General features: G+C 68.0%; 22 protein-coding genes. All 22 read right to left on the reverse strand.

Annotated elements, in window-relative coordinates:
* Nucleotides 1-57: 57 nt before the first annotated feature.
* Nucleotides 58-2,163: a flagellar biosynthesis protein FlhA gene (gene flhA / locus ACZK08_RS09140; protein ID WP_065176156.1), complete on the reverse strand. Its 2,106-nt coding sequence runs from the start codon at nucleotides 2,161-2,163 to the stop codon at nucleotides 58-60.
* Nucleotides 2,160-3,290, reverse strand: a complete 1,131-nt coding sequence (gene flhB / locus ACZK08_RS09145) for a flagellar biosynthesis protein FlhB (protein ID WP_053520068.1) — start codon at nucleotides 3,288-3,290, stop codon at nucleotides 2,160-2,162. Before flhB ends, flhA begins: the two co-directional genes overlap by 4 nt.
* An 84-nt stretch (nucleotides 3,291-3,374) precedes the next feature.
* Complete coding sequence (locus ACZK08_RS09150; RefSeq protein WP_065183033.1) at nucleotides 3,375-5,609, reverse strand: CocE/NonD family hydrolase; 2,235 nt, start codon at nucleotides 5,607-5,609, stop codon at nucleotides 3,375-3,377.
* Between the two features lie 72 nt (nucleotides 5,610-5,681).
* A complete protein-coding gene (locus ACZK08_RS09155; RefSeq protein ID WP_065176159.1) occupies nucleotides 5,682-7,814 on the reverse strand; it encodes a putative bifunctional diguanylate cyclase/phosphodiesterase in 2,133 nt (710 codons plus the stop codon).
* Nucleotides 7,815-7,977: 163 nt separating this feature from the next.
* Nucleotides 7,978-8,769, reverse strand: a complete 792-nt coding sequence (gene fliR, locus ACZK08_RS09160; protein WP_065183032.1) for a flagellar biosynthetic protein FliR — start codon at nucleotides 8,767-8,769, stop codon at nucleotides 7,978-7,980.
* Between the two features lie 13 nt (nucleotides 8,770-8,782).
* On the reverse strand, nucleotides 8,783-9,052 hold the full coding sequence (locus tag ACZK08_RS09165; protein ID WP_053519605.1) for a flagellar biosynthetic protein FliQ: 270 nt from the start codon (nucleotides 9,050-9,052) through the stop codon (nucleotides 8,783-8,785).
* A 93-nt stretch (nucleotides 9,053-9,145) separates the two neighbouring features.
* Nucleotides 9,146-9,928: a flagellar type III secretion system pore protein FliP gene (gene fliP / locus ACZK08_RS09170; RefSeq protein ID WP_053519604.1), complete on the reverse strand. Its 783-nt coding sequence runs from the start codon at nucleotides 9,926-9,928 to the stop codon at nucleotides 9,146-9,148.
* A 1-nt stretch (nucleotide 9,929) separates the two neighbouring features.
* The gene (fliO, locus tag ACZK08_RS09175; RefSeq protein ID WP_053519603.1) at nucleotides 9,930-10,337 is read right to left on the reverse strand and encodes a flagellar biosynthetic protein FliO; all 408 of its coding nucleotides are present in this window, start codon (nucleotides 10,335-10,337) and stop codon (nucleotides 9,930-9,932) included.
* On the reverse strand, nucleotides 10,334-10,669 hold the full coding sequence (gene fliN, locus ACZK08_RS09180) for a flagellar motor switch protein FliN (RefSeq protein WP_053519602.1): 336 nt from the start codon (nucleotides 10,667-10,669) through the stop codon (nucleotides 10,334-10,336). Before fliN ends, fliO begins: the two co-directional genes overlap by 4 nt.
* Nucleotides 10,666-11,670, reverse strand: coding sequence for a flagellar motor switch protein FliM (fliM, locus tag ACZK08_RS09185; RefSeq protein WP_065176161.1), 1,005 nt, complete (start codon nucleotides 11,668-11,670; stop codon nucleotides 10,666-10,668). The genes fliN and fliM overlap by 4 nt, the downstream gene beginning before the upstream one ends.
* 10 nt (nucleotides 11,671-11,680) lie before the next feature.
* Nucleotides 11,681-12,199 carry a flagellar basal body-associated FliL family protein gene (locus tag ACZK08_RS09190; protein WP_053519600.1) on the reverse strand — a complete coding sequence of 173 codons (519 nt, stop codon included), beginning with the start codon at nucleotides 12,197-12,199 and terminating at the stop codon, nucleotides 11,681-11,683.
* 111 nt (nucleotides 12,200-12,310) lie between these two features.
* Complete coding sequence (locus tag ACZK08_RS09195; RefSeq protein WP_065183031.1) at nucleotides 12,311-13,402, reverse strand: flagellar hook-length control protein FliK; 1,092 nt, start codon at nucleotides 13,400-13,402, stop codon at nucleotides 12,311-12,313.
* Nucleotides 13,399-13,866, reverse strand: a complete 468-nt coding sequence (fliJ, locus tag ACZK08_RS09200; RefSeq protein WP_065183030.1) for a flagellar export protein FliJ — start codon at nucleotides 13,864-13,866, stop codon at nucleotides 13,399-13,401. Before fliJ ends, ACZK08_RS09195 begins: the two co-directional genes overlap by 4 nt.
* A 3-nt stretch (nucleotides 13,867-13,869) precedes the next feature.
* Complete coding sequence (locus tag ACZK08_RS09205; protein ID WP_053519597.1) at nucleotides 13,870-15,255, reverse strand: FliI/YscN family ATPase; 1,386 nt, start codon at nucleotides 15,253-15,255, stop codon at nucleotides 13,870-13,872.
* Nucleotides 15,252-15,893, reverse strand: a complete 642-nt coding sequence (locus tag ACZK08_RS09210) for a FliH/SctL family protein (RefSeq protein ID WP_053519596.1) — start codon at nucleotides 15,891-15,893, stop codon at nucleotides 15,252-15,254. Before ACZK08_RS09210 ends, ACZK08_RS09205 begins: the two co-directional genes overlap by 4 nt.
* Entirely contained in the window at nucleotides 15,890-16,876 is a 987-nt protein-coding gene (gene fliG / locus ACZK08_RS09215) for a flagellar motor switch protein FliG (protein WP_053519595.1), read from the reverse strand. The genes ACZK08_RS09210 and fliG overlap by 4 nt, the downstream gene beginning before the upstream one ends.
* A 7-nt stretch (nucleotides 16,877-16,883) precedes the next feature.
* Complete coding sequence (gene fliF / locus ACZK08_RS09220) at nucleotides 16,884-18,530, reverse strand: flagellar basal-body MS-ring/collar protein FliF (protein WP_065183029.1); 1,647 nt, start codon at nucleotides 18,528-18,530, stop codon at nucleotides 16,884-16,886.
* Nucleotides 18,531-18,542: 12 nt separating this feature from the next.
* Complete coding sequence (fliE, locus tag ACZK08_RS09225; RefSeq protein ID WP_053519593.1) at nucleotides 18,543-18,908, reverse strand: flagellar hook-basal body complex protein FliE; 366 nt, start codon at nucleotides 18,906-18,908, stop codon at nucleotides 18,543-18,545.
* 259 nt (nucleotides 18,909-19,167) lie between these two features.
* Nucleotides 19,168-20,673 carry a sigma-54 dependent transcriptional regulator gene (locus tag ACZK08_RS09230; RefSeq protein WP_065176167.1) on the reverse strand — a complete coding sequence of 502 codons (1,506 nt, stop codon included), beginning with the start codon at nucleotides 20,671-20,673 and terminating at the stop codon, nucleotides 19,168-19,170.
* Nucleotides 20,670-21,047 (reverse strand): response regulator, encoded by a 378-nt coding sequence (locus ACZK08_RS09235; protein WP_053519591.1) that lies wholly within the window; start codon nucleotides 21,045-21,047, stop codon nucleotides 20,670-20,672. Before ACZK08_RS09235 ends, ACZK08_RS09230 begins: the two co-directional genes overlap by 4 nt.
* A gap of 14 nt (nucleotides 21,048-21,061) precedes the next feature.
* On the reverse strand, nucleotides 21,062-22,471 hold the full coding sequence (gene rpoN, locus ACZK08_RS09240; RefSeq protein ID WP_065183028.1) for an RNA polymerase factor sigma-54: 1,410 nt from the start codon (nucleotides 22,469-22,471) through the stop codon (nucleotides 21,062-21,064).
* A gap of 269 nt (nucleotides 22,472-22,740) precedes the next feature.
* The gene (locus ACZK08_RS09245; RefSeq protein WP_053519589.1) at nucleotides 22,741-23,373 is read right to left on the reverse strand and encodes a response regulator; all 633 of its coding nucleotides are present in this window, start codon (nucleotides 23,371-23,373) and stop codon (nucleotides 22,741-22,743) included.
* Nucleotides 23,374-23,455: the final 82 nt, after the last annotated feature.

The raw sequence follows: 23,455 nt of genomic DNA on the forward strand, positions 1-23,455 counted from the left end.
TGTCTGTTGCGGTGGTTCGAAGGTGGTGTCTGTTTTCTGACGCATCGGTGGGCGGCGTCAGCTGATCGTTCCGACCAGCTTCAGGCGCTTGTCCTCCGGCACTTCGCTGTACGCCAGTACCGACAGCGACGGAACGCTGTGACGGACCAGGCGTGCCAACGCGGCACGTACCGGGCCGGGAACCAGCACGACCGCGGGCTCGTTGCGGGCTTCCTGCTTGCTGACACATTCGGCCAGACTCTGATGCAGTCGCTCGGCAAGCCCGGGTTCCAGCGCGGCGCCGTTGCCCTGCGTGGACTCCTGCAAGACGCGTTCCAATTGCGGGTTGAGGGTGAACACCGGCAGCTCCGCCGACATTCCGGCGATCTCCTGCACGATGAAGCGGCCGAGCGCGGTGCGCACTGCGGCGGTGAGCGTGGCCGGGTCCTGGCTGGACGGCGCGTGCTCCACCAGTGCTTCGGCGATCTTGCGCAGCTGGCGGATCGGAATGCGTTCCACCAGCAGGTTCTGCAGCACCCGCACCACGGCCGACAACGGCAGCGCCTTGGGCGTCAGATCTTCGACGAGCTTGGGTGCGCTCTTGGCGAGGTTGGCCAGCAGGTGCTGCACCTCTTCGTGGCCCAGCAGCTCCGGCGCATGCTCGCGGATCAGGTGGGAAAGATGGGTGGCGACCACGGTGGCCGGGTCGACCACGGTGTAGCCCATGGTTTCGGCCTGGGCGCGCTGGTGCGGCTGGATCCAGGTAGCGTCCAGGCCGAAGGCGGGATCCTTGCCGGCGATGCCGTCCAGCGGGCCGAGCGCACTGCCGGGGTCCAGCGCCAGTTCGCGGTCGGGATGGATCTCGGCGGTTGCCACCGGCACGCCATGCACCAGCACGCGGTAGCCGTTGGCCGGCAGTTCCAGGTTGTCGCGGATGTGCACGGATGGAATCAGGAATCCCACGTCCTGGGTCAGCTTGCGCCGCACGCCCTTGATGCGTGCCATGAGTTCGCCGCCCTGATTGCTGTCCACCAGCGGAATCAGCCGGTAACCGACCTCCAGCCCCAGCGGGTCGACCGGGCGCAGTTCGTCCCAGCTCAGTTCTGCGGTGGGGGCCGGCGCCGCCGGTCGGCCCAGCGCACTGACCGCGCCGGGGTCGCTGCCGGCAGCGTCGCTCGGGGCCGGGGCCTGTCCCTTCCGGTACAGCTTCCAGGCGATGAAGCCGAGAATGGAGGCAAGCGTCAGGAAAGCGACGTTGGGCATGCCGGGCACCAGGCCGACCAGGCCGATGATGCCGGCCGTGATGGCCAGGGCACGGTACTGGCCGAACACCTGGCCGGTCATCGCCTGTGCCATGTCCTGCGAGCGCGAGGCACGGGTGACCAGCATCGCCACTGCGCTGGAAACCAGCAGGGCCGGCAGCTGCGCCACCAGACCGTCACCGATGGACAGCAGGGTGTAGGTCGCAGCGGCATCGCCGAACGGCATGCCATGCTGCAGCACGCCCACGGCGAGGCCACCGAGCATGTTGATGAACAGGATCAGGATGCCGGCAATCGCATCACCCCGGATGAACTTGCTGGCGCCGTCCATCGCGCCATAGAAGTCGGCTTCCTCGCGGACCTCCTCGCGGCGCAGCTTGGCTTCTTCGCGCGTCAGCAGGCCGGCGTTGAGATCGGCATCGATGGCCATCTGCTTGCCGGGCATGGCGTCGAGGATGAAGCGCGCGGTCACTTCCGAGACACGGCCGGCGCCCTTGGTGATGACCACGAAGTTGATGATGGTCAGGATGGCGAACACCACGATGCCGACCGCATAGTTGCCGCCGATCACGAATTCACCGAACGCCGCGATGACCTTGCCGGCCGCGTCGTGGCCATTCTGGCCATTGAGCAGGATGACGCGGGTGGAGGCCACGTTCAGTGCCAGCCGCAGCATGGTGGTGACCAGCAGCACGATCGGGAAGATGGTGAAATCCAGCGGGCGCTTCACGTACACCACCGCCAACAGCACCATCAGCGAGATGGCGATGTTGAAGGTGAACAGCGCATCGAGCACGGGCGCCGCCAGCGGCACCACCACCATCGCCAGCAGCGCCAGCACGATCAGCGGTGCGCCGAGGCCTTGGCGGATCATCTCCAGCAGCCGGCGGGTGTTGAATCCGGACGAGGCCTGCGCGCTCATGCCCGGCCTCCCTTGCCGAATTCATCCACCTCGATGTGCGGGGCGCCCGGCATCGGGCCGGTGCGCCAGGCGCGCAGCTGGTAGACGTAGGACAGGACCTGGGCCACGGCCGAATACAGTCTCACGGGGATTTCCTTTCCGAGTTGGCCTTCCCGATACAAGGCGCGTGCCAAAGGCGGGGCGGAGACGATGGCGACCTTGTTGCCATCGGCGACTTCACGGATGCGCAGGGCGGTCTCGTCCACGCCCAGCGCCACCACGGTGGGCGCGTTCATGGCGCCGCCCTCGTACTTCAGGGCCACGGCGTAGTGGGTCGGGTTGACCACCACCACGTCCGCGGTGGGCACCGCTTCCATCATCCGGCGGTTGGCCATCTGCTGCTGGAGCTGGCGGATGCGGCCCTTCACCTCCGGGCTGCCTTCGCTTTCCTTCATTTCCCGCCGCAGTTCCTCGCGGGTCATCTTCAGCTTGCGCATCCAGTTCCAGCGCTGGTACGGCGCGTCGATCGCCGCAAGCACCAGCATTGCCCCGGCGGTGGCCAGCAGCAGTCGCAGGGTGAAGCCCAGGCCATCGGTGATGGCGGTTTCCAGTGGGTGGTGGATCAACCCGCGCAGGGTGTCGAAGCCGCTCCACACCACCAGTCCGGCGGCGACGCCCACGAACGCCACGCGCAGCAGTGACTTGGTGAATTCAGCGATGGCTTCCGGCCCGTACAGACGTTTGAGGCCGGTCAGCGGGTTCAGCCGATTGATGTCGGGCATCATCGCTTTGGCCGACCAGCGCAATCCGCCCATCACCAGCGGGGCGACGAAGCTGGCCAGCAGGCAGACCAGCACCAGCGGGGTGATCACCAGCATGAACTGCAGCAGCAGGTCGCCAAAGTGGCCGAACAGTTCCTTCGGGTTCTGCCGCAGCCCCTGCTCGGGACTCAACGCCTGTTTCATCCATTGCGTGGCACCACGGCCGATCGAGCCGCCCATGGCCATCACCGCCAGCACGCCGCCACCGAACACCGCGGCGGTCCCCAGTTCGCGGGAACGCGGCAGGTTGCCCTGTTCCCGGGCCTCGCGCAGGCGTTTTTCGGTGGGTTGTTCGGTCTTTTCGCCGGCGGATTCGTTCTCGGACATCACGGGCACTGCGGCAGGGGATGCCGGGCTGCCTGCAAGAACTGTTCCGCGGCGCGTGGTTCACCGCCGGGGCAACGCCCGACGCTAGCCGGGCAGGGCCGGCCGCAGCGGGATGCTCAGCGCGCTGTCGCTGTGCCAGTCCACCTGCAGGGGCTCACCGGCATCGGCGGCTGACTCGTCGCTGACATCGCGTCCGGTGCCGTGGTTCACCTGGTGCATGGCGTCCTTGAGCACGTCCACCTTCACCAGCAGCCGGCTGCCCGCGCCCACACGGCGGGCGACCATGCGGGTGCGATCGAAGGGCAGGTCGGTCCATCGCCCCGGCACCAGCAGCTGCCGCGTGGTCGGGTCGCGTACGTGGCTGGCCCGGCCGACGTAGTAGGACAGCTGCATCCGGCGCCCATCGGGCAGCAGCTCGTACAGGGTGACCGTGAAGTCCATGTCGCGCTTGTTGATGCGGACCTTCAGATCGCCCGAGAAGCGTCCGATCAGGTCCATCGGTGCTGGGAAGGGCTCGGAGAGGAAGGTCAGTGCCGTGTCCGGCTCGTCCCCGGCGGCCACGATCGGGAACGGATAGTAGCCATGCCGGACCTCCGTGCGGTCAGCGAGGTCCACCGTCTGCCGCAGTGTTCCCGGCGTTGGCCGCTGTTCCTGCAACGGGTGATGGTCGCCCTCAGCGGCTGCCGACAGGTAGTACGTGCGGTGGCCGCCCGCAGCGGCATCAAGGGTGGCTGCATGCCCCCAGGTGTTGCTGCCCATCAGCTGGAAGTTGACCTGGTCGGCCAGAAGCGCCGGGCGCGGGGCACCGCGAAGTACGTGGTCCAGCCACTGGAAGGTCAGCGCAGGCGTATCGAACTGCGCGACCGGGTCCACCGTGTAGCCGCGCAGCTGCATCGGCTTGCTGGCGGCCTGGGCACCGCCGTGGTCATACGGCCCGATCAGCAGGACATGATCGGCGTCCGGCCGGTAGCGCATGTGATCGGTGAAGTACTGCAACGCGGAAATCTGGCCGTCGTCGTAGTAGCCGGTAATGGTCAGCACCGGAATGCGGATGTCCCTGAAGTCTTCGGCGTACGGCACCATGGCCTGCCAGTAACCATCATAGGCCGGGTGGGCGAGCCAGCGCTGCAGCCAGGGATTGGGGGTGCCATCGATCTGGTCGATCTGCCGGTACGGCCGGCCGGAGGCATACCAGCGGCCGGGCAGCTGTGACCACCGGTCCTGCTGCCCATAGGTGTCGGTATCCAGCATCGGGCCATTGGCCACGTAGAAGGCCCAGCCGTAGTTGGCGCTGAGGAATACGTTGTTCTCCATCGGCAGGCCCTGGCCCGGAATGGCAGCCACGTAGGGCACGATGGTCTTCAGTGCCGGATGGTGATGGCGCGCTGCCGCCCATGCGGTGAATCCTTCATAGCTGCCGCCATACATGGCGACCCGACCGTCGCTCCAGGGCTGGCGGCTGACCCAGTCGATCGCGGCATTGGCGTCCACCCCGTCGTGTTCGTAGGGGGCGATGGTGCCGGTACCCTGACCTTTTCCGCGTGCGTCGACCACGATGCCGGCGTAGCCGTGGGCTGCGGCCAGCAGCATCTTCAGACGGTTCTTGGGTGGGTCGGTGTAGATGGTGAACAGCATGGCCGTCGGCAGCGGCGCGGACGCGCTGCGGGGCCGTGCCAGCTGTGCGGACAGCACCACCCCTTCGGCCACGGGGATACGCAATCCGCTGTCGATCACGAAGCGGCGTTGCTGTTCTGCGTCAAGCAGTGCAGGGGCGAGTGCCGCAGCCAGGGTCTGCGCGCGCAACACAGCCTGCAGACGCACCAGCTCCAGCGCGGCTGACTGCGGCACGGTGGCGGCATCGGCCTGTGCCGCAAGCGCCTGCGTCAGCTGCGCCTGTACCGCAGCGGGAGGCAAGGCAAGCGCTGCATCGGCCTGCACGGCGGCAACATCATCCAGGCCAGCAAAGGCCGAATGGAAGGCGCGCGAATACGCTTCCGCATCCCGCGCGCCAGTGCTTGCCAGCAGCATCGGCATCCAGCGCTGGGCCGCCGCGCCATCGCCGGCAGCGGCCAGCGTCGCGCGCAGCTTCTCGATCATGGTGCGTGCCTCGGCGTAGCGACCCGTGGCCAGCAGCGCATGGCAGCGCTGTGCATCGGTCAGCGTTGCCGACTGCAACAGCTTCGTACCCAGCGCCTGCAGTGCCGTATCCACCTGTGCTGGCGGCGCATCGCGGGGCAGCGACCACCGCAGATCGCTGGCGGCCACGCCGGTGCAGGTGAGCGCCAGCAGCAGGCCAGCAAGAAGAGCGCGTAAGGTCACGGGGTGTTCCTTGCAATGGCGGGCGCGTGGCCATCATACGGTGGGTGGCCGCCCGCCGCGGAGAGTCCGACCTTACCCTGGCGGGGCCGGTGGGGGCGGGGTCTGCGCCAGCTCCACCCGTGGCCGCGGCAGGTCGTGCAGTTGCATGAAACGGCCCGCATCGACCGGGCGGCCGAGCAGGTAGCCCTGCAGGTAATCGCACCCCAGCCGCTCAAGGTAGGCACGCTGGGCAGCCGTTTCCACGCCCTCGGCAACAATGTCCATGTCCAGTGCATGGCCCAGCGCCACGATCGCCGATACGATCACCACGTCCTCCGCGCTGTGTTCGAGATCGCGCACGAAGGCGTGGTCGATCTTGATCTCGGTGGCCGGCAGGCGCTTGAGGTACAGCAGACTGGAATAGCCGGTGCCGAAATCGTCGATGGAGATGCCGACCCCCAGCACCGACAACGCCTGCAGCAGCCGCAAACTGGTGTCGGTGTCGCGCATCACGGTGCTTTCGGTGATCTCCAGCACCAGGTTGCGCGGCGTGATGCGATGCCGCTCGATCACGTCGCGCACATCGCGCAGCAGGTGCGGCGAGCTGAACTGGACCGGCGACAGGTTGACCGATATCGACCAGCCCTCGTGGCCGGCGTCGTGCCAGTGCCGCAGTTGCAGGCACGCCTGGTCCAGCGCCCAGCGGCCGATCTCGTTGATCGCGCCGCTGCGCTCGGCCAGGCGGATGAAGCGATCCGGTGGAATCAGGCCCTGTTCCGGATGACGCCAGCGGATCAGCGCCTCGGCGCCGGCGACCTTCTGGGTGGCCACGCGGATCTTCGGCTGGTAGTGCAGGAACAGCTGTTCGCTGCCGATCGCCCGGCGCAGGTCGGCCAGCAGGCGGAACTGCTGTTCGGCGCTGTCGTTCATCCAATCCGCGAACAGGACAAAGGAGTTTCGGCCGGATTCCTTGGCCTGGTACATCGCAGCGTCGGCGAAGGCCATCAGCTGGCGTTCGCTGGCGGCGTGGTCGGGGCAGATGGCGATGCCGATGCTGGCAGTCACCTGCAGTTCGTTGTCCGGCAGCAGCGGGCCGCTTCCCACCGCCTGCAGGATGCGCCGGGCCAGGGTCGGCAGGTCCTCGTCATGGTCGATGCGCACCACCAGCACGAACTCGTCGCCGCCCAGCCGCGCCAGCAGGTCGTTCGGCCGCAGCAGCTGGCGGGTGCGCTCGGCGACGGCCACCAGCAGGGCATCGCCGGCCTGGTGGCCATAGGCATCGTTGACCTGCTTGAAGCCATCCAGGTCCATGAACATCACCGCGAAGCGGCTGCCGCCCTGTTCGGCTTCGGCCAGTGACTGCACGATGCGCCGTTGCAGCAGTAGCCGGTTCGGAAGGCGGGTCAAGGGGTCGTGCAGCGCGGCCTGGGTCAATTCCTCCTGCGCATCCGTCAGCGAGGTGCTCAGCATCGCGTTGCGAAGGCGCAGCAGCTGCGCTTCCACCCGCTGGTCCAGCCAGGACACCACCAGCACCACCGCCAGGATCGCGACGGTCAGCACCACCACCAGCATCGCCAGCCAGGTGCTCTGCAGGCCATCGCCCACTGCAGCGCCGCAGATGCTGCCCTGTGGAAAGCGTGCGGCGGCCATGCCGGTGTAGTGCATGCCCACGATGGCCAGACCGAGCAGGCCGGCGGCGGCCAGCCGGTCACCGACCCGGGTGCGCTGCGCGCGCAGGCGGAAGGCGACGTAGAGGGCGGTCCAGGATGCAGCGACCGCAACCAGCAGCGACAGCAGCAGCCAGCCCGTGTGGTAGTCGATGCCGGGTTGCATGCGCATCGCGGCCATGCCGACGTAATGCATGCCGGCGATGCCGGTGCCCATCAGCAAGGCGCCACCTGCCAGGCGGGGATGTGGCAGGGTGGGCAGCGAGACCAGCCAGAGCGCGAACACCGACGAGGCGATGGCCAGGGCGAGCGACAGCAGGGTGATCGGCAGGTCGTAGCCCAGCGGAATGGGCAGGTCGAAGGCCAGCATGCCGATGAAGTGCATCGACCAGATGCCCAGGCCCATCGCGAAGCCGCCACCGAGCCGCCACCACCAGGTCGCGCCCCTGCCGGGTGCCGTGACCGTGCGTCCGGCCATCGCCAATGCCGTGTAGGAAGCCATCACGGCCACCAACAGCGAGACTGCCACCAGCCATGCGTTGTACGTGCCTACCAGCATTCGTCAGTCTCCCGGACCTGCCTGTCGACGGAAACTACGGTGGGGCATGCATGTGGCAGGCAGCCAGAAGCGGCCGCCAGGTGCGGCATCCCCCCGGTTGCCGCGTATTCACTCTAACGCGCGTCCCCGGGGGGACGGCAAGCAGCAAAGCGTGATGGAAGCGTCAGTGTGTGACCGCGTCCGCAGCCTGGAACGCCGCATCGAACAGTCGTTGCACCGGGGGCCCCATTTCGCCGGCCAGCAGGACCAGCAGGAGCAGGCCCAGCAGCAGCGACACCGGCAGGCCGAGCTGGATCGGATTGAGCGCAGGTGCCGCACGGGCGAGCACGCCGAATGCCAGGTTCACCGCCAGCATCGCCACCGTCAACGGAATGGCCAGTGTCAACGCACCGCGCAGCACGGTCAGCAGGAACGTCGGGGCGATGCTGAAGAACGCGTGCGGATCGGGCAGCGGCGCACCGATCGGCAGTGCCCGGTAGCTGTCCACGACCAGCGAGATCAGCGCGAGGTGGCCGTTCGCGGTGAAGAACAGCAGGCCGAACAACAGGTAGAACCACTGCCCGATCACGCCGGAGGTGCCGCCGCGCAGGGGGTCGCTCATCTGCGCGAACGCCAGGCCGGTGCCCTGTGCCACCAGTTCGCCGGCCATCGCGCCAGCTTCGAACACCAGCCGCAGCAGGAAGCCGATGGCCACGCCGATGGCCAGCTCACGGGCGATGGTCAGCACGGTGGCCGCATCGAAGCCGGTCCACTCCGGCACGGGCGGCAGCAGCGGGGCGAGCGCGATGGCGAGGGTACCGGCCAGTACCACGCGGATCCGCGCCGGCACCGCACGGGTGCCGACCATGGGCATGGCCATGGCTACCGCGCCGATGCGCAGCATCGTCCACAGCACGGTGCCGATCATGCCGAAGGCCTGCAGGCCGTCGGCAGCCATCTGGGTGGCGGCATCCATCGCGGTGCGCGTCCTAGCCGATCAGGTGCGGAATGCGCTGGAACAGCAGCGTGGTGTATTCGACCAGATGGCCGATCAGCAGGCTGCCCAGGGCGAACAGCACGGCGGTCAACGCTGCCGCCTTGGCGACGAAGGCGATGGTGGGCTCATTGAGCTGGGTCGCGGCCTGCACGACACCGACCACCACACCTACTACCAGTACGGTCAGCAGCAGCGGGCCAGCCACCCACAGTACGGCAATCAGGCCGCCACGCAATTCGGTCAGGGCAAGTTCGGGAGACATCGTCTTTCCATCGGTAGCGCCGGGTCCTGCCCGGCGGTGGTCAATGCGGCCGCCGGCAATGGCTGGCGGCCCCTGCAATCACGCCGGTCCGGGTCACGCCGGATTGAAGCTGGCCGCCAGCGTTCCCACCGTCAGCACCCAGCCGTCGACGAGCACGAACAGCAGGATCTTGAAGGGTGCCGAGACCAGCATCGGCGACAGCATCATCATGCCCATCGACATCAGCACGCTGGCCACGACCAGATCGATGATCACGAACGGGATGAAGATCAGGAAACCGATCTCGAAGGCGGTCTTCAGTTCGCTGGTCACGAACGAGGCGACCAGGACCGGGAACGGGATCGCATCCGGGCTGGCGTAGGTGCCGTGCCCGGCGATGCCGGCGAAGGTCATCAGGTCGGTCTCGCGGATCTGCGCCAGCATGAAGCCGCGCAGCGGCTGGGTGGTCAGTGTCCACGCGGTCTGGAAGTCGATCTGGCCGTTGAGGTAGGGCGCCATTCCGCTGCTCCACGCCTTGTCCCAGGTCGGCATCATCACCATCGCGGTGAGGAACAGGGCCAGGCCCAGCAGCACCTGGTTGGACGGGGTCTGGCCGGTGCCCAGTGCCTGCCGCAGCAGGCCCAGCACGATGATGATGCGGGTGAACGAGGTCAGCACCAGCAGCATCGACGGGATCAGGGTGATCGCCGTCATCAGCAGCAGTGTCTGCAGCGGCAGGCTGACCGGCTGGCCACCGATCCTGCCCACGTTGACATCCGGCAGTGGCGTGGTCGGAGCAGCGCCCGGCGCGGCAAAGGCGAGCGCGGGCAGCAGGCACAGGGCAATCAGCAGCAGCCACGCGATCAGGGTAGCTGGACGGGTACGGATGACACGCATGTCAGGGGTCCTTGCGCAGCCGCTGCTGCAGCAGCTGGGCGAAATTCGGCAGGTTCTTCAGGTCCGGCACGCGCACCGGCGCGGGCGGCGGCAGCGGTTCGGAAAGGGTGTGCAGGGCGTTGATGCTGCCGGCGGTGACGCCCAGCAGCAGTTGTTGGCCGTTGACCTCCACCACCACGACGCGTTCCTTGGCGCCGACGCTGAGGCTGGCCACCAGCTTCATGCCGTCGGCCGGGCGGAAGCCGCTGCCGGGCAGGCGCTTGAGCAGCCAGCCCAGGCCGACCACCAGGGCCAGCACGGCCAGCAGCGCCAGCACCGCGCCGAACAGGCCCGGTGCCGAGGCCGCGTGCTGGCCGACCGGGGCGGCGGCCTTGCCGACGCCCAGCAGGGTGGACGCCAGCAGGCTCAACGCAGTCTCCGGATGCGTTCGCTCGGGCTGACCACATCGGTCAGGCGCACGCCGAAGCGGTCATTGATCACCACGACCTCGCCATGCGCGATCAGGGTGCCGTTGACGAATACGTCGAGCGATTCACCGGCGCCACGCTCCAGCTCCACCACCGAACCCTGGTTGAGCTGCAGCAGGTTGCGGATCGGCAGGCGGGCGCGGCCGACTTCCAGCGACAGGGTCACCGGCACGTCGAGGATCACGTCCAGATTCAGATCGACCCCGGAGGCCTCGTCGGCGTGCAGGGTGCCGAACTGGGCCGGAGTCGGTTCGAGGGCGTCGGTATCGTTCATTGCGGGTCTTCCTGGATGACGGGTACGCGCGGGCGGGTGCCCGGCGGATGGGTAGCAGTGATCTTCACGGCATTCATGCCGTTGGCGATGCCGAATTCGCCGGTGAACACCGGGATGTTCTCCACGCACAGCGGCACCTGCGGGCTCAGCTCGATCGGCAGGATGTCGCCGACCTTCAACCGGGTCAGGTCACGCAGGGTCATGCGCTTGCTGGCCAGCACGCTGGACAGGGTCACTTCGGCGATGTTGAGCTGCTCGCGCAGGGTCTGGCCCCAGCTTTCGTCGCGGTCGTTGCGATCGCTCTGGATGCCGGCATCGAGCAGCTCCCGGATCGGTTCGAGCATCGAGTACGGCAGGGTGACGTGGATGTCGCCGCCGCCGCCGTCGAGCTCGACATGCAGGCGGCACACCACCACGTATTCGCGCGGGGTCACGATGTTCGCGAAGTGCGGGTTGATCTCCGAGTTGATGTACTCGAATTCCACGTCCATCACCGGTGCCCACGCTTCGCGCAGGTCGGCGAAGGTCTGCTTCAGCAGCAGATGGATCACGCGCATCTCGGTGGCGGTGAACTCGCGGCCTTCGATCCGGGTGGGGTAGCGCCCGTCGCCGCCGAAGAAGTTGTCGACGATGGCGAACACCAGGGTCGGCTCGAACACGATCAGGCCGGTGCCGCGCAGTGGCTTGAAACGGATCAGGTTCAGGTTGGTCGGCACATACAGCGAATGCATGTAGTCGTTGAACTTGATCAGCTCGATGCCGCGCACCGACAGTTCGGCCGAGCGCCGGATCAGGTTGAACAGGCCGATGCGCCACAGGCGTGCAAAGCGCTCGTGGACCATTTCCAGCGTCGGCATGCGGCCGCGGATGATGCGGTCCTGGCTGGCGAAGTCGTATGAACGGGCTTCGCCGGAGGGCGGCTCCGGGTCGGTCTCGACCGCGCCGCTGTCCACGCCGTGGAGCAGGGCATCGATCTCGTCCTGGGACAGCAGATCATTCATCGGTGGGCCCTTACTGGGTCACGAAGCTGGTGAACAGCAGATCGTCGGCACCATTGCTGCCGGTCTCGGCCTTGAGCACCTTCTGCACCTCGGCCAGCGAATCGGCCTGCAGCTTCTTCTTGCCGGCGATATCGGCGATCTGTGCCGGCTCGACCTGCGAGAACAGCATCAGCAGTCGTGCACGCAGGGCCGGGGCGTGGGTCTTGATCGCCTCCAGCGCGGCCGGATCACGGGTCATCAGCTGCACTTCCAGCTGCAGGTAGCGCGGGCCGTCGATGGGACCATTGAGGTTGACCACGAACGCGGGCTCCAGCGCGAAGTACTGCGCCGGTGCCGGCGTGGCGTTCTTCTTCTTCGGCGCCTGGCTGGTCTTTTCTTCCTGCGTGGACTGGGTGAAGAACCACACGCCGCCACCGGCGGCAGCGGCAGCCAGTACGGCCACCAGCGCGGTGATCAGGATCGGACTGCGCGGCGTGCGGGCCTTGTCCTTTTCGACGTTCTTCTTGGTTTTGTCAGCGGCTGCGGCCACGAGGTGAAGCTCCTGAGGGTTGCTTCACCGGGATATGCAAGGGGTGTGCCGATGCACCGGGAACAGGGTGCGACGGAAATCCGTCGGCAGGGCCTGCGTCGGTCGCGCACGTCAGGCGTAGGCGTCCAGCAGGCCACGCTGGCGGATCAACGGGGTGGCCGGCAGGCTGGCATCACCCCGCGTCGGTTCTCCGTCACCCCGACCTGCCTCCTGCCCGGCCTGGCCGGCAGGTGCGCCACCGCCGCCCGGCTGATGGCCGACATCGGCGTGGGCCAGCTGGAAGCCTTGTTCGCCCAGCAGTTCTCGCAGGCGTGGCAGGCTGCTTTCCAGCGCCTGGCGGACATCCACGTGCGGGCTGCTGAAACTGGCGTGGACCTTGTCACCGTTGAGCTGCAGGCGTACGTCCACCGGCCCCAGATCGTCCGGGCTCAGTCGGATGTGGGCGTGGCCGATCTTCTGGTCGGCCAGCCAGCCCAGGCGGGCGCCAATGGCCTGGTCGAATCCATCGTCGCCAAGCACCGGCTTCGGCGTCGGTTCACCGTTGAAGACCGCGTTGCTGGACAGCGCCGCCTTCAGATCCTGCAGTGCGGCGGGCAGGGGCGCCTGCAGGGGTGCAGGCGGGGCACGATCACCCTGCAACGTGCTGTCGGTGTCACCGCTGCGCTCCAGCGCGGCGTCGCCCGTCGGCAGGACAGGCAGGGACAGTGCGCCGTCCTCGCCATCGACGCCCGTGGCGGGTGACTGCACCACGGCGGCAGGCGACGCGGCAACCGGCGATGGGGGGGCGGTGGTCGCCGCCAGGGCCGGAGGCGCTGTGCCCGTTGCGGACGGTGGGACGCTGGCCGCAGGGTCGGCGGGCAGTGGGGTGGCCAGCACCAGCCCGGCCAGTCCAAATGGAGGCCAGGGCGCTTCGTCGGTTTCCGTCGTCGCGTCCTGGTCGGTCGCAGCCTTGCCGGCCGGTGGCGCAGCGGCCTCGCCCGTAGCCTGCTCGCTGGCGGGGGGCCGCACGCTGGCGGCGTCATCGCTGCCGGTGGCCGCAACGCCGGTCGGCGCGGGGCTGTCCGCGGGCGGGACGGGCGCACCGCCCTGCAGCAGCTGACCGAAGTCCTTGCCGCCTTCGCTGCGTGCCGTGCGCGACGGGCTGCTGCCCACGCCGGGCGGAGTGGCCGTCGTGCTGCTGCCGGAAAGCGCGGCGGGCGTCACGAACGGCCTCCGGTGTCTGCGCCGTCCTGGTCCTCGGCCTGCGCCAGGCGGGAGCGGCGCGCGCCGATGTCATCCATCTCGCGCTGGTCGCGGCGGTCTGTCACCACCTTTTCCTGTGCGCGATAGCTGGCGGCCAGCTGCTCCAGTACCGCCTTGTCGCGGCTGGCCAGGATCAGGCGCGCGCGTTCGGCTTCGACCTTCTCGCGGTTGCCGTCGACGGTGCGCTGCTGTTGCTCCACCGCACTGTCGAGGCGGTCAAGGAACGCACGCCGGTTCAACAGCTGGGCGGGACTGGTCGCGGCCATCTGTGCGTTGGCGTACTCCTCGGCATAACGTCGCAGTTCGTCCAGACGCGACAGGTGAGTGTCGAGAAGGCGCTGGCGCTCGGCCAGGTCGCGGGCGACCGCATCTTCATGTTCCTGTGCCCGCCTCAGCAGAGGGTCGATACGCTTGGACTGGTTCATCGCTTACACCTCGTTTTCCACCAGGCGCTGCAGCGCCGCCTGGCTGTGCGGGAGATCCGCGGCCTTGGCCACGTCCTGTCCCAGGAATTCCATGATTTCCGGCCAGCGTTCCAGGGCTTCGTCGGTGGCTGCGTCGTTGCCGCGCTGGTAGGCGCCGATGGCGATCAGGTCGCGGTTGGCCGAGTAGGCCGACACCAGCCGCTTGAGCTTGCGGATGCGCAGGCGCCACGGTTCGTCGGCGATTTCCGTGACCACGCGGCTGACGGACGATTCCACGTCGATGGCCGGGTACAGGCCGCTGTCCGCGACCCGGCGCGACAGCAGGATGTGGCCGTCGAGGATCGCGCGTGCGGCGTCTGCGATCGGATCCTGCGGATCGTCGCCTTCGGTCAGCACGGTGTAGAACGCGGTGATGGAGCCGCGCCCCTTGGCGCCGTTGCCGGCGCGTTCGACCAGCGCGGGCAGCTTGGCGAACACCGACGGCGGGTAGCCGCGCGTGGTCGGCGGTTCGCCCACCGACAGGCCGATCTCGCGCTGTGCCTGCGCGAAGCGGGTCAGCGAGTCCATCAGCAGCAGGACGTTCAGGCCCTGGTCGCGGAACCATTCGGCAATGGCGGTGGCACGGTAGGCGCCATGCAGGCGCGCCAGCGGTGGCCGGTCGGCCGGGCTGGCGACCACCACCGCGCGGCGCAGGCCTTCCTCGCCCAGCGTGGTTTCGACGAAATCGCGCACTTCGCGGCCGCGTTCGCCGATCAGCCCGACCACGATGACGTCGGCAGCGGTGTAGCGGGTCATCATGCCCAGCAGTGTCGATTTGCCGACGCCGGAGCCGGCGAACAGGCCGACACGCTGGCCACGGCCGATCGGCAGCAGTGCGTTGATGGCGCGCACGCCCACATCCAGTGGCTGGGTGATCGGCTCGCGCGCGAGTGGATTGATCGACACACCGGCCATGCCGACGTGGCCTTCGGCACGGATCGGGCCCTTGCCGTCCAGCGGTACGCCATCGCTGTCGATCACCCGGCCGAGCAGGCCTTCGCCCACTTCCACGCCGCCGCGCCGTGCCGATGGCACGACCCGCGCGTTGGGCAACAGGCCATGCAGTTCGGCGCTGGGCATCAGGTAGGTGCGCTCACCGGCGAAGCCGACCACTTCGGCATCCACCCAGCCACCGTCGACCACTTCGACCTTGCAGCTGGCCCCCAGCGGTGCTTCGCAGCCGACCGCTTCCAGGGTCAGCCCGACCGCACGGCGCAGCACGCCTTCGCGGATCAGGCCACGGCCGTGTGCGGTGTCCACGCGCAGCCCGTCCAGGCGACGGGCCAACCGTAGATTGCGGGCCAGGGCCCAGTCGGCCGCAGGCGGCGGCAGTGGCGTTTCGGCCGTCATGCGTTCGCTCCGGTCTGGCGGATCACTGCGTCCAGCGCGCCACGCAGGCGGGCTTCGAGAGTGCCGTCGATGCGCACGGCCTCGGCATGCACGCGCAGGTCGCCGCGGCTGAGGCTGGTGTCGGCCACCAGCCGCTGCTGCGGTGGCAGGGTGAGCAAGGGGGCGAGGGCAGCGATGTCGTCCGGGTGCAGGCGCACTTCCACTTCGCGCGTGCTGCCGCCGACCGCATCGATGGCTTCGCCGACCAGCTGTGCCAGCAGCGCCGGTTCGGCCTCGTAGGCGCGACCGACCAGGGCACCGGCGATGCGGACCGCCAGCTCTCCCAGCGCACCGACCACCTCGTTCTCCAGGCGGACCAGCGGGCGGCTGAAGTTGTCCAGGATGCCCTCGATCTGCGCGGCAAGCCGGCGCACCTCGGCTTGGCCCTGGCCATAGCCCTCCGCATGGCCGTGCTGGAAGCCTTCCTTCTCGGCACTGTCCTGGATGGCCTGTATCTCTTCCAGCGTCGGCAACTGCAGCGGCGGTTCCGGCTCGTGCTCCGGATCCGGCCCGGCGTGCCCGGACGCGTCCTCCTGTTCCAGCACGGGTTCCGGCTGGGCCAGCAGGTCAGGGGCGAGCCAGCGCACGACCGTGCTCACAGCATGGCCTCCGCGCTGCCGCCGATGGTGATGGTGCCTTCATCGGCCATGCGCTTGACGATGGCCAGGATCTCGCGCTGCGCGCCTTCCACGTCGGACAGACGCACCGGCCCACGGGCCTCCATGTCCTCCAGCAGGATCTCGGCGGCACGCTGGGACATGTTGCGGGTGATCTTGTCGCGGACCTTGATGTCGGCGCCGCGCAGGGCCAGTCCCAGCCGCTCGCCGCTGACTTCGCGCAGCACCAGCTGCATCTCGCGGTCGTCCAGATCCACCAGGTCGTCGAACACGAACATCAGGTCCTGGATGCGGCCACTCAAGGGCGCGTCGATGCGTGCGATCTCGCCCAGGATCGCCTGGTCCTGGCCGCTGTCCATGAAGTTGAGGATGTTGGCCGCGCACTGCACGCCGCCGATGTTGGATGACTTCAGGTTCTGGTTGCCGGCGAACTGGCGCTCCATGATCTCGTTGAGTTCATTGAGTGCGTTCGGCGGAATGCCATCGAGGGTGGCGATGCGCAGCAGCACGTCCACGCGGGTGCGGTCGGGCAGCAGTTTCAGCGCATCGGCGGCCTGGTCGGTTTCCAGGTGGGCCATGACGATGGCGATGATCTGCGGGTGCTCGTTGCGGACCAGGTCGGCGACCGCACGCGGATCCATCCACTTCAGCGCATCCAGGCCGGTGGTGTTGCGGCCCAGCAGGATGCGATCGATCAGGTTGCCGGCCTTTTCGCTGCCCAGTGCCTGCACCAGCATGTTGCGGATGTAGTCGTCCGACCCCACGCCCAGCGAGGTCTTGGAGCCCAGCTCCTGGCCGAACTGGTCCATCACCCGTTCCACCTGTTCGCGGGTGATGTCGGACATGGTGGCCATCGCGATGCCGATCTTCTGGACTTCCTTGGGTTCCATGTGACGCAGCACTTCGGCCGCGTCCAGTTCACCCAGCGACAGCAGCAGCACGGCGGCGCGCTGCACTCCGGTCAGCGGTACCTCAGTCATTGGCCACCCAACCCTTGACCACCTGGGCCACGCGCTTGGAGTCGGTCTTCACGGCTTCACGGGCCATCCGCAGTCGTTCCTCGTAGGAGTCCACCGGCAGGGCCAGCGCCTCCGGTCCACCCAGGCCAGCGCGCTCGGCACCCAGGGCCGGCAGCGGGCTGCCATCGTCATCGACCAGCTGTACGTCAGCGGTATGCGGTTCCAGTGCCAGCGGGTCGTGCTTCTTCGCCTGGCCGGTGATGGCACGCAGCGCCGGACGCAGTACGCCGAACAGCAGCGCCAGCACCACAATGGCCCCCAGCAGCATGCGGCCGGCATCGTGCACCCACGGCAGTTCCCACCAGGCCGGGCCTTCCACTGGTGTGGTCTCGCGTACGAACGGGGCATTCATCACCGAGACCGTATCGCCGCGTTCGGCGCTGAAGCCGACGGCCTGCTTGACCAGTGCCTCCACGCGGGTCAGTTCGGCAGCCGACAGCGGCTGCGGGGTAAGTGCACCATTGGCGCCGGGGCGCGGCACGTTGTCCACCAGCACCGCCACCGACACGCGCTTGATGCGGCCGGCCGGCTGGCGGGTGTGCTGTAGCGTGCGGTCCAGCTCGTAGTTGCGCGTGGCGTTCTTGCTGCTTTCGCTCGGCGTCTGCGCGGTCTGTGGCGGCGCAGCCTGGCCCGGCGGCGTGTTGCTGGTTGCGCCAGGCACGCCCTGCGGTCCGGGCGTGCTGGTGGTGTTCTCGCTCATCTGTTCGCTGCGCAGCTTGGCCGGCTCGCCGTTGTACAGCTCACGCGCTTCCTCGGTGACCGAGAAGTCCATGTCCACGCTGACTTCCGGATTGACGCGGCCCGGGCCGGTCATCGGTTCCAGCAGCTCGCGGATGCGCTGGTTGAAGGAGGTCTCCTGGCGGCGGACCTGCTCGAACTGGGCGGCGTTGACCGCCGCTTCGCTGTTCGGGTCGCTGATGCTGAGCATGCGCCCGCTCTGGTCGACTACGGTCACCCGTTCCGGCGACAGGTCCGGAATGCTGGCGGCGACCATGTGCACGATCGCATCCACCTGGCTGCGTTCCAGCTGCTGGCCACCGCGCAGTTCCAGGGTTACCGAAGCACTGGCGACGTCGCGCTGGCGGGTGAAGGCGCTGGGCTTGGGGATGGCCAGGTGTACGCGTGAATCACGCACCGGTCGCAGCGTGTTGATGGTGCGCGACAGTTCGGTCTCCAGCGCGTGCTGGTAGCGCGCGCTCTCCACGAACTGGCTGACACCAAAGCCCGGGTCGCGCTCCATCAGCTCGAAACCCAGCTTGCCGCTGTCGGTCAGGCCGGAGCCGGCCAGCTTCAGGCGGGCGTCATGCAGGTTTTTCTCCGGCACGGTGATGCCACCGGTTGCCGGGTCCAGGGCAAACGGGATCTGCGCCGCACGCAGCAGGTCGGTCGCTTCAGCGGTGGCCTTCTGGTCCAGGCCGGTGTACAGCGGAACCATGCCGGGCTTCTGCGACCAGAAGAACACGAACAGGCCCGCCGCCACCGCCACTGTGATCATCGCCATCAGCCCCAGCCGACGGGTGATCTGCAGGCTCTGCAGGCGGTCGAACCATTGCCCCGCCTTCTCGGCGTTCAGGCTGTCCTTGGAAAGCGTCAGTGCCATGCGTCAAGTTCCTTACAGCGGCATGTTCATCACGTCCTGGTAGGCCTGGACGAGACGGTTGCGGACTTCCACGGTGGCGCGGAAGGCGATCTGGGATTGCTGAGAGGCGACCATCACCTTGGCCAGGTCGGCGCCGGGTTCGCCCATCTCGAATGCCTTGGCCAGCGCGCCGGACGTCTGCTGCGCATTGTTGACGCCGGCAATCGCACCGCGCAGGGTCTCGGTGAAGCTGGCCGGCTGCACCTGCGGCGCATCCAGCACCGCACCAGGAAGGGCATTGCTGCGCGGCGCTTCAGCCAGCGGATTGAGCACCGGCTGTCCCATCTGGGACTGGTAGGTGCGGATCTGCGAAAGGATCGAAGTGACGGAGTGGGACATCTGCAACGGTTCCAGGAACAGGGATGGGGAATCTGCAGGGATCACTGCAAGTGCCGTGCCGGAACGCCTGAGTGGTTCAGAAACGTGACGGAAGTTTGCGTTCGGTGGAGGACGGGCGAGCTGGCGTGCCGATACGCTGTCGCCATCTGCCGGTGTCAGTGAACCGGCGTCGGTTTTTTGGCCTTGCCGGCGGCCGCCGGATACACGAACGCCCGGGCAAGCCCAGGCGTCCGTGCCCCCTTCATGCTGGCGATCACGCTCAGCTGGCCAGTTCGGCCTGCTCGCGTTCGATGCCGTATTTGCGCAGTTTTTCCACCAAAGTGGTGCGGCGCAGGCCCAGCAGCTGCGCGGCGTGGGCGACCACCCCCTGCGTCCGCTCCAGCGCTTCATTGATCAGGCCCAGCTCGATGCTGGCCATGTGGTTGCGCAGGTCCAGGCCGTCGTCGGGCAGGGCCGTGGCAGCCGCAGCGCGGTTGACCGCGATGCCGTGCTCCAGCGACGGCTGGCCGCCGCTGCCGGGGGTGTGGAAGGAGAAGCTGCGCAGGTCCAATCGCTCTTCGCTGGGTGCTGCCGGTACCGCAGCCGGGGTGCTGACGGGGGCCAGCATGGCGTCGCCCCGGTAGCGCGCGGGAAGGTCCTGCACGCGGACCGAACCACCCGGATGCAGCACCGCCAGGCGTTCGACCAGATTGGTCAGCTCGCGTACGTTGCCTGGCCATTCGTAGCCCGCCAGCGCCTGCAGGGCTTCGGCAGTGAAACGGACTTCGCCGCGGCCGGTGCGCGCCAGCTGCGCGGCAATGGTTTCCACCAGTGCTGGCAGATCCTCGCGCCGTTCGCGCAGGGCCGGCACGTCGATCGGGAACACATTGAGGCGGTAGAACAGGTCTTCGCGGAACTTGCCGTCGGCGATCCGGCTCTCCAGATCGCGGTGGGTCGCTGCGATCACCCGCACGTTGCAGCGGATGGTCTGGTTGCCGCCGACACGCTCGAAGCTGCGCTCCTGCAGCACGCGCAGCAGCTTGACCTGCATCGGCAGGCTCATGTCGCCGATCTCATCCAGCAGCAGGGTGCCGCCCTCCGCCATTTCGAAGCGGCCCTTGCGCGCGGTCAGCGCGCCGGTGAAGGCACCCTTCTCGTGGCCGAACAGTTCGCTCTCGAGCAGGTCGGCTGGAATGGCGCCACAGTTGATCGCCACGAATGGCCCGTCGCGGCGCGGCGAGCGCTGGTGGATGGCGCGCGAGACCACTTCCTTGCCGGTGCCCGACTCGCCCAGCACCAGGACGGTGGTATCAAATGCCGCGACCTGGTCGATCATCGTGCGCAGCGCGCTCACAGCGGCACCATTGCCGGTGGGTCCCTGCTCCTGCACGGCGCCTGCCTGGTGCTCGGCATCCAGGCGCTTGAGGCTGGCACGGCGCAGCAGGGCTTCCATCTGCGCATGGCGCAGCGGCGTCTCCAGCGGCCAGATGTTGGCTTCATGCAGGCCGTGGCGGTGGGCGAAGGCACTGGCCTCGCCATCGGCCAGCAGCACCGGCGGCGGCAGGCTGCTGCCGCCCAGCCATGCGTAGAGGGCGGTGCTGGCGGCGCTGTCGTCGAGGCTGCCGACGATCACCGCCATCCAGTCGCTCTGACGCTGCCGCCCCAGGTCGAAGTCTGCCGCGTCGGAAACCCAGCGCGGATTGAAGTCCATGAATTCCAGCAGGGCAACGGTGCGTTCGGCACGCACGGCGTCGTTGTCCAGCACCAGGATGCGCGACTCGCTCACGATCGATCCTCCCTGAGGCCTTCCAGGATCGGCATCACTTCCTGGATGTAGGACAGCTTGCTGACGAAATTGTCGGCGCCGGCGCGCAGTGCATGCTCGCGGTGCTCGGCGTCATCGAAGTGGCTGGCGATGACGATGTACGGGGCGTCATCCTGCGACTTGATCAGGCGGGTCGCCTGCAGGCCACCCATTTCCGGCATCGCCAGGTCCATCAGCACCACCTGCGGGCGCAGGGTCTCCGAGCGCTCGATCGCTTCCAGGCCGTTGCCGGCACTGCCGACGATCTGCAGCCAGTCGATCTTGCGGAAATGGCGCATCGCTGCGTTGATGAAACCTTCGTGGTCGTCGACCAGCAGGACCGTGAGCGTGTTCATGTCCAACATCCCTTTCAGCCCACCCGGGCCAGCTGCGGTTGCCTGGCGCTGAGCCGGCGCCGTTCGCGGGCCGGGGCGATATCCAGTTGTTCTCGGTATTTTGCGACGGTTCGGCGGGCAATGTTCACCCCCTGGCGCGAAAGCAGGGCGGCGATGGCCTCATCGGCCAGCGGCCGACCGGCCGGCTCGGCATCGATCAGGCGGCGCACCATGGCCTTCACCGCCTGGCCGGAGACGCTGGCGCCTTCCAGGCGCACCGCGAAGAAGTGCTTCAGCTCGAAGGTGCCACGCGGGGTCTGCAGGTACTTGCCGGTGGTGATGCGCGAGACGGTGGACTCGTGCATGCCGATCTCCTCCGCCACTTCCTTAAGCGTCAGCGGCGCCATCGCTTCCTCGCCCCGGACCAGGAACGCGGCCTGGCGCTCGACGATCACCCGCGCGGTACGCAGCAGGGTGTCATAGCGCATCGACAGGCCACGGCTGAACCAGCGCGCTTCCTGCAGCATCTCGCGCAGCGCCGGTGCAGCCTCGTTGCTGTCGGCCAGCGCCTGTTCGTACTGCGTGTTGATCGATACGCGGCGGCTGGTCGCCGGATTGAGGGCCACTTTCCACTGGCCGTCGGCGTGCCAGGCGACCACGTCCGGTACCACCACGGCATTGCGTTCCGGCAGCAGGTTGTCACCCGGGCGGGGCTGCAGCGAGAGGATCAGTCGCACTGCTTCGCGCACGTCACCGATCTCGGCGTCATGCAGGCGGGCGAGGGCGGGGTAGTCGTGCGCGGCCAGCGGCTCGAGCGCGCCCGCAAGGATGCGGGTGGCCAGGTGCCGCGCGGGAACCACGCCGTCCAGGCTGCGCAGCTGGGCCTGCAGGCTTTCGCGAAGGTCCCGCGCGGCCATGCCGGCGGGCTCGCCATGCAGCAGGCGCTGGCGGACCGCTTCGACACCATCGGCGGCGATGTCGAACTGGGCGCTGGCCAGCAGTTGCAGCTGTGCCAGCGGTGCCTGCAGATAGCCGGCGTCATCGCAATGCTCGAGCCAGAAGGCGGCGACCGCCAGCTCGCGGTCGTCCAGGTCCAGTGCCAGCCGCTGCAGCACGCGCAGCTGCGGATCGCTCGATTCGCCCGCCGCGATGCGTGCCATCCGGTCGTCGTCGCCGTCCTGCCAGCTGGCGCCGGCAACGTCCCACATCGAGGATTCGGGCAGCTCGTCGAACGCCGCGGTTTCCAGCGTGGTGGCGCCGGCGTCGACGGGTTCGGGCGCAGGCGCTTCGGCATCCTCGATGTCCAGCATCGGGTTGGAGTCGAGCAGGCGCTGTATTTCCTGTTCCAGATGCAGCCCGTCCAGCTGCAGCAGCCGGATCGACTGCAGCAACTGCGGGGTGAGGTGAAGTTGTTGGCCCAGCTGGGCCGAGAGTGCAGCCTTCATCGTGGTTCCCCGGCGCCGCTCCCCGACGCCTTGTGGAACGCATCTTGCTTCTGATCCGGCAGGTGCGGAATCAGGGGGTTCCTGAGATGGTTGGTGAATTACCCGACAGCGTGTAGGGGTTTTCCCGACATCGGCGCGGGATGTTGACGTTTCCCGGTCGCAAGCCATTGATTTCCTGTTGCGCACGCGGTCGGGGCGTCGTGCCGGCGTGTACGGGATTCCGTCAGTGCCTGTGGGGGTGACGGGAACCCGTCATCCGGATGGCGCGGTCACTCCAGCTCGTGCTGGTGGCGGGCGGCGAGCAGCAGCAGGTCGTTGGCGCGGCGGCACCCCAGCGACTCCATCATGCGCGCGCGGTGGGTTTCCACGGTCTTGACGCTGATGCCGAGATCGGCGGCGATTTCCTTGTTGCTTTCGCCTTTGCCGATGCGGCGCAGGATCTCGCGCTGGCGGGGTGACAGCGCGGCGATACCGGTGGGCTTCTCGCGGCCCAGCATGGGCGCCAGCATCTTCGCCGAGATCTGCGGGCTCAGGAACACCTGGCCTGCGTGTGCAGCGCGCAGCGCCAGTTCCAGTTCCTGCGGAGCGGCATCCTTGACCACGAAGCCGACGGCACCGCGATCCAGTGCGTCGCGCACGTGGGCGGCATCATCGTGCATGGTCATCATCACCACCCGGGTGCCGGGTGCGCGCATGCGGATGTCGCTGAGTGCTTCCAGGCCGGTGCGTCCGGGCAGGGACAGATCCATCAGCACCACGTCCGGCGCGTGCTGCAGGGCCAGTTGCAGCGCCTGCTCGGCGTTGCTGGCCTCGGCCACGAGCTGCACGTCGGCAAACCCCTGCAGCAGCCGCGCCAGGCCGGCGCGGACCAGGGTGTGATCGTCGACGATGAGAACTCGCACAGGCACGCTGGAGGTCCGGGAGGGGAGTCCACCTTAACTTAGCTGAACGGGCGAGCCAAGCGTCGTCCGTTGCGGGCGGGCG

It is taken from the genome of Stenotrophomonas sp. 112478_Sma (genome assembly GCF_056479905.1).

Excerpts from the sequence above, each read along its gene's own strand:
- fliP (WP_053519604.1), bottom strand. The coding sequence starts at position 9,928 with ATGCGTGTCATCCGTACCCGTCCAGCTACCCTGATCGCGTGGCTGCTG.
- fliJ (WP_065183030.1), bottom strand. The coding sequence starts at position 13,866 with ATGAACCAGTCCAAGCGTATCGACCCTCTGCTGAGGCGGGCACAGGAA.
- ACZK08_RS09205 (WP_053519597.1), bottom strand. The coding sequence starts at position 15,255 with ATGACGGCCGAAACGCCACTGCCGCCGCCTGCGGCCGACTGGGCCCTG.
- fliE (WP_053519593.1), bottom strand. The coding sequence starts at position 18,908 with ATGTCCCACTCCGTCACTTCGATCCTTTCGCAGATCCGCACCTACCAG.
- ACZK08_RS09235 (WP_053519591.1), bottom strand. The coding sequence starts at position 21,047 with ATGAACACGCTCACGGTCCTGCTGGTCGACGACCACGAAGGTTTCATC.
- flhB (WP_053520068.1), bottom strand. The coding sequence starts at position 3,290 with ATGTCCGAGAACGAATCCGCCGGCGAAAAGACCGAACAACCCACCGAA.
- fliM (WP_065176161.1), bottom strand. The coding sequence starts at position 11,670 with ATGAATGATCTGCTGTCCCAGGACGAGATCGATGCCCTGCTCCACGGC.
- ACZK08_RS09165 (WP_053519605.1), bottom strand. The coding sequence starts at position 9,052 with ATGTCTCCCGAACTTGCCCTGACCGAATTGCGTGGCGGCCTGATTGCC.
- rpoN (WP_065183028.1), bottom strand. The coding sequence starts at position 22,471 with ATGAAGGCTGCACTCTCGGCCCAGCTGGGCCAACAACTTCACCTCACC.
- fliF (WP_065183029.1), bottom strand. The coding sequence starts at position 18,530 with ATGGCACTGACGCTTTCCAAGGACAGCCTGAACGCCGAGAAGGCGGGG.
- fliR (WP_065183032.1), bottom strand. The coding sequence starts at position 8,769 with ATGGATGCCGCCACCCAGATGGCTGCCGACGGCCTGCAGGCCTTCGGC.
- flhA (WP_065176156.1), bottom strand. The coding sequence starts at position 2,163 with ATGAGCGCGCAGGCCTCGTCCGGATTCAACACCCGCCGGCTGCTGGAG.
- ACZK08_RS09155 (WP_065176159.1), bottom strand. The coding sequence starts at position 7,814 with ATGCTGGTAGGCACGTACAACGCATGGCTGGTGGCAGTCTCGCTGTTG.
- fliN (WP_053519602.1), bottom strand. The coding sequence starts at position 10,669 with ATGAACGATACCGACGCCCTCGAACCGACTCCGGCCCAGTTCGGCACC.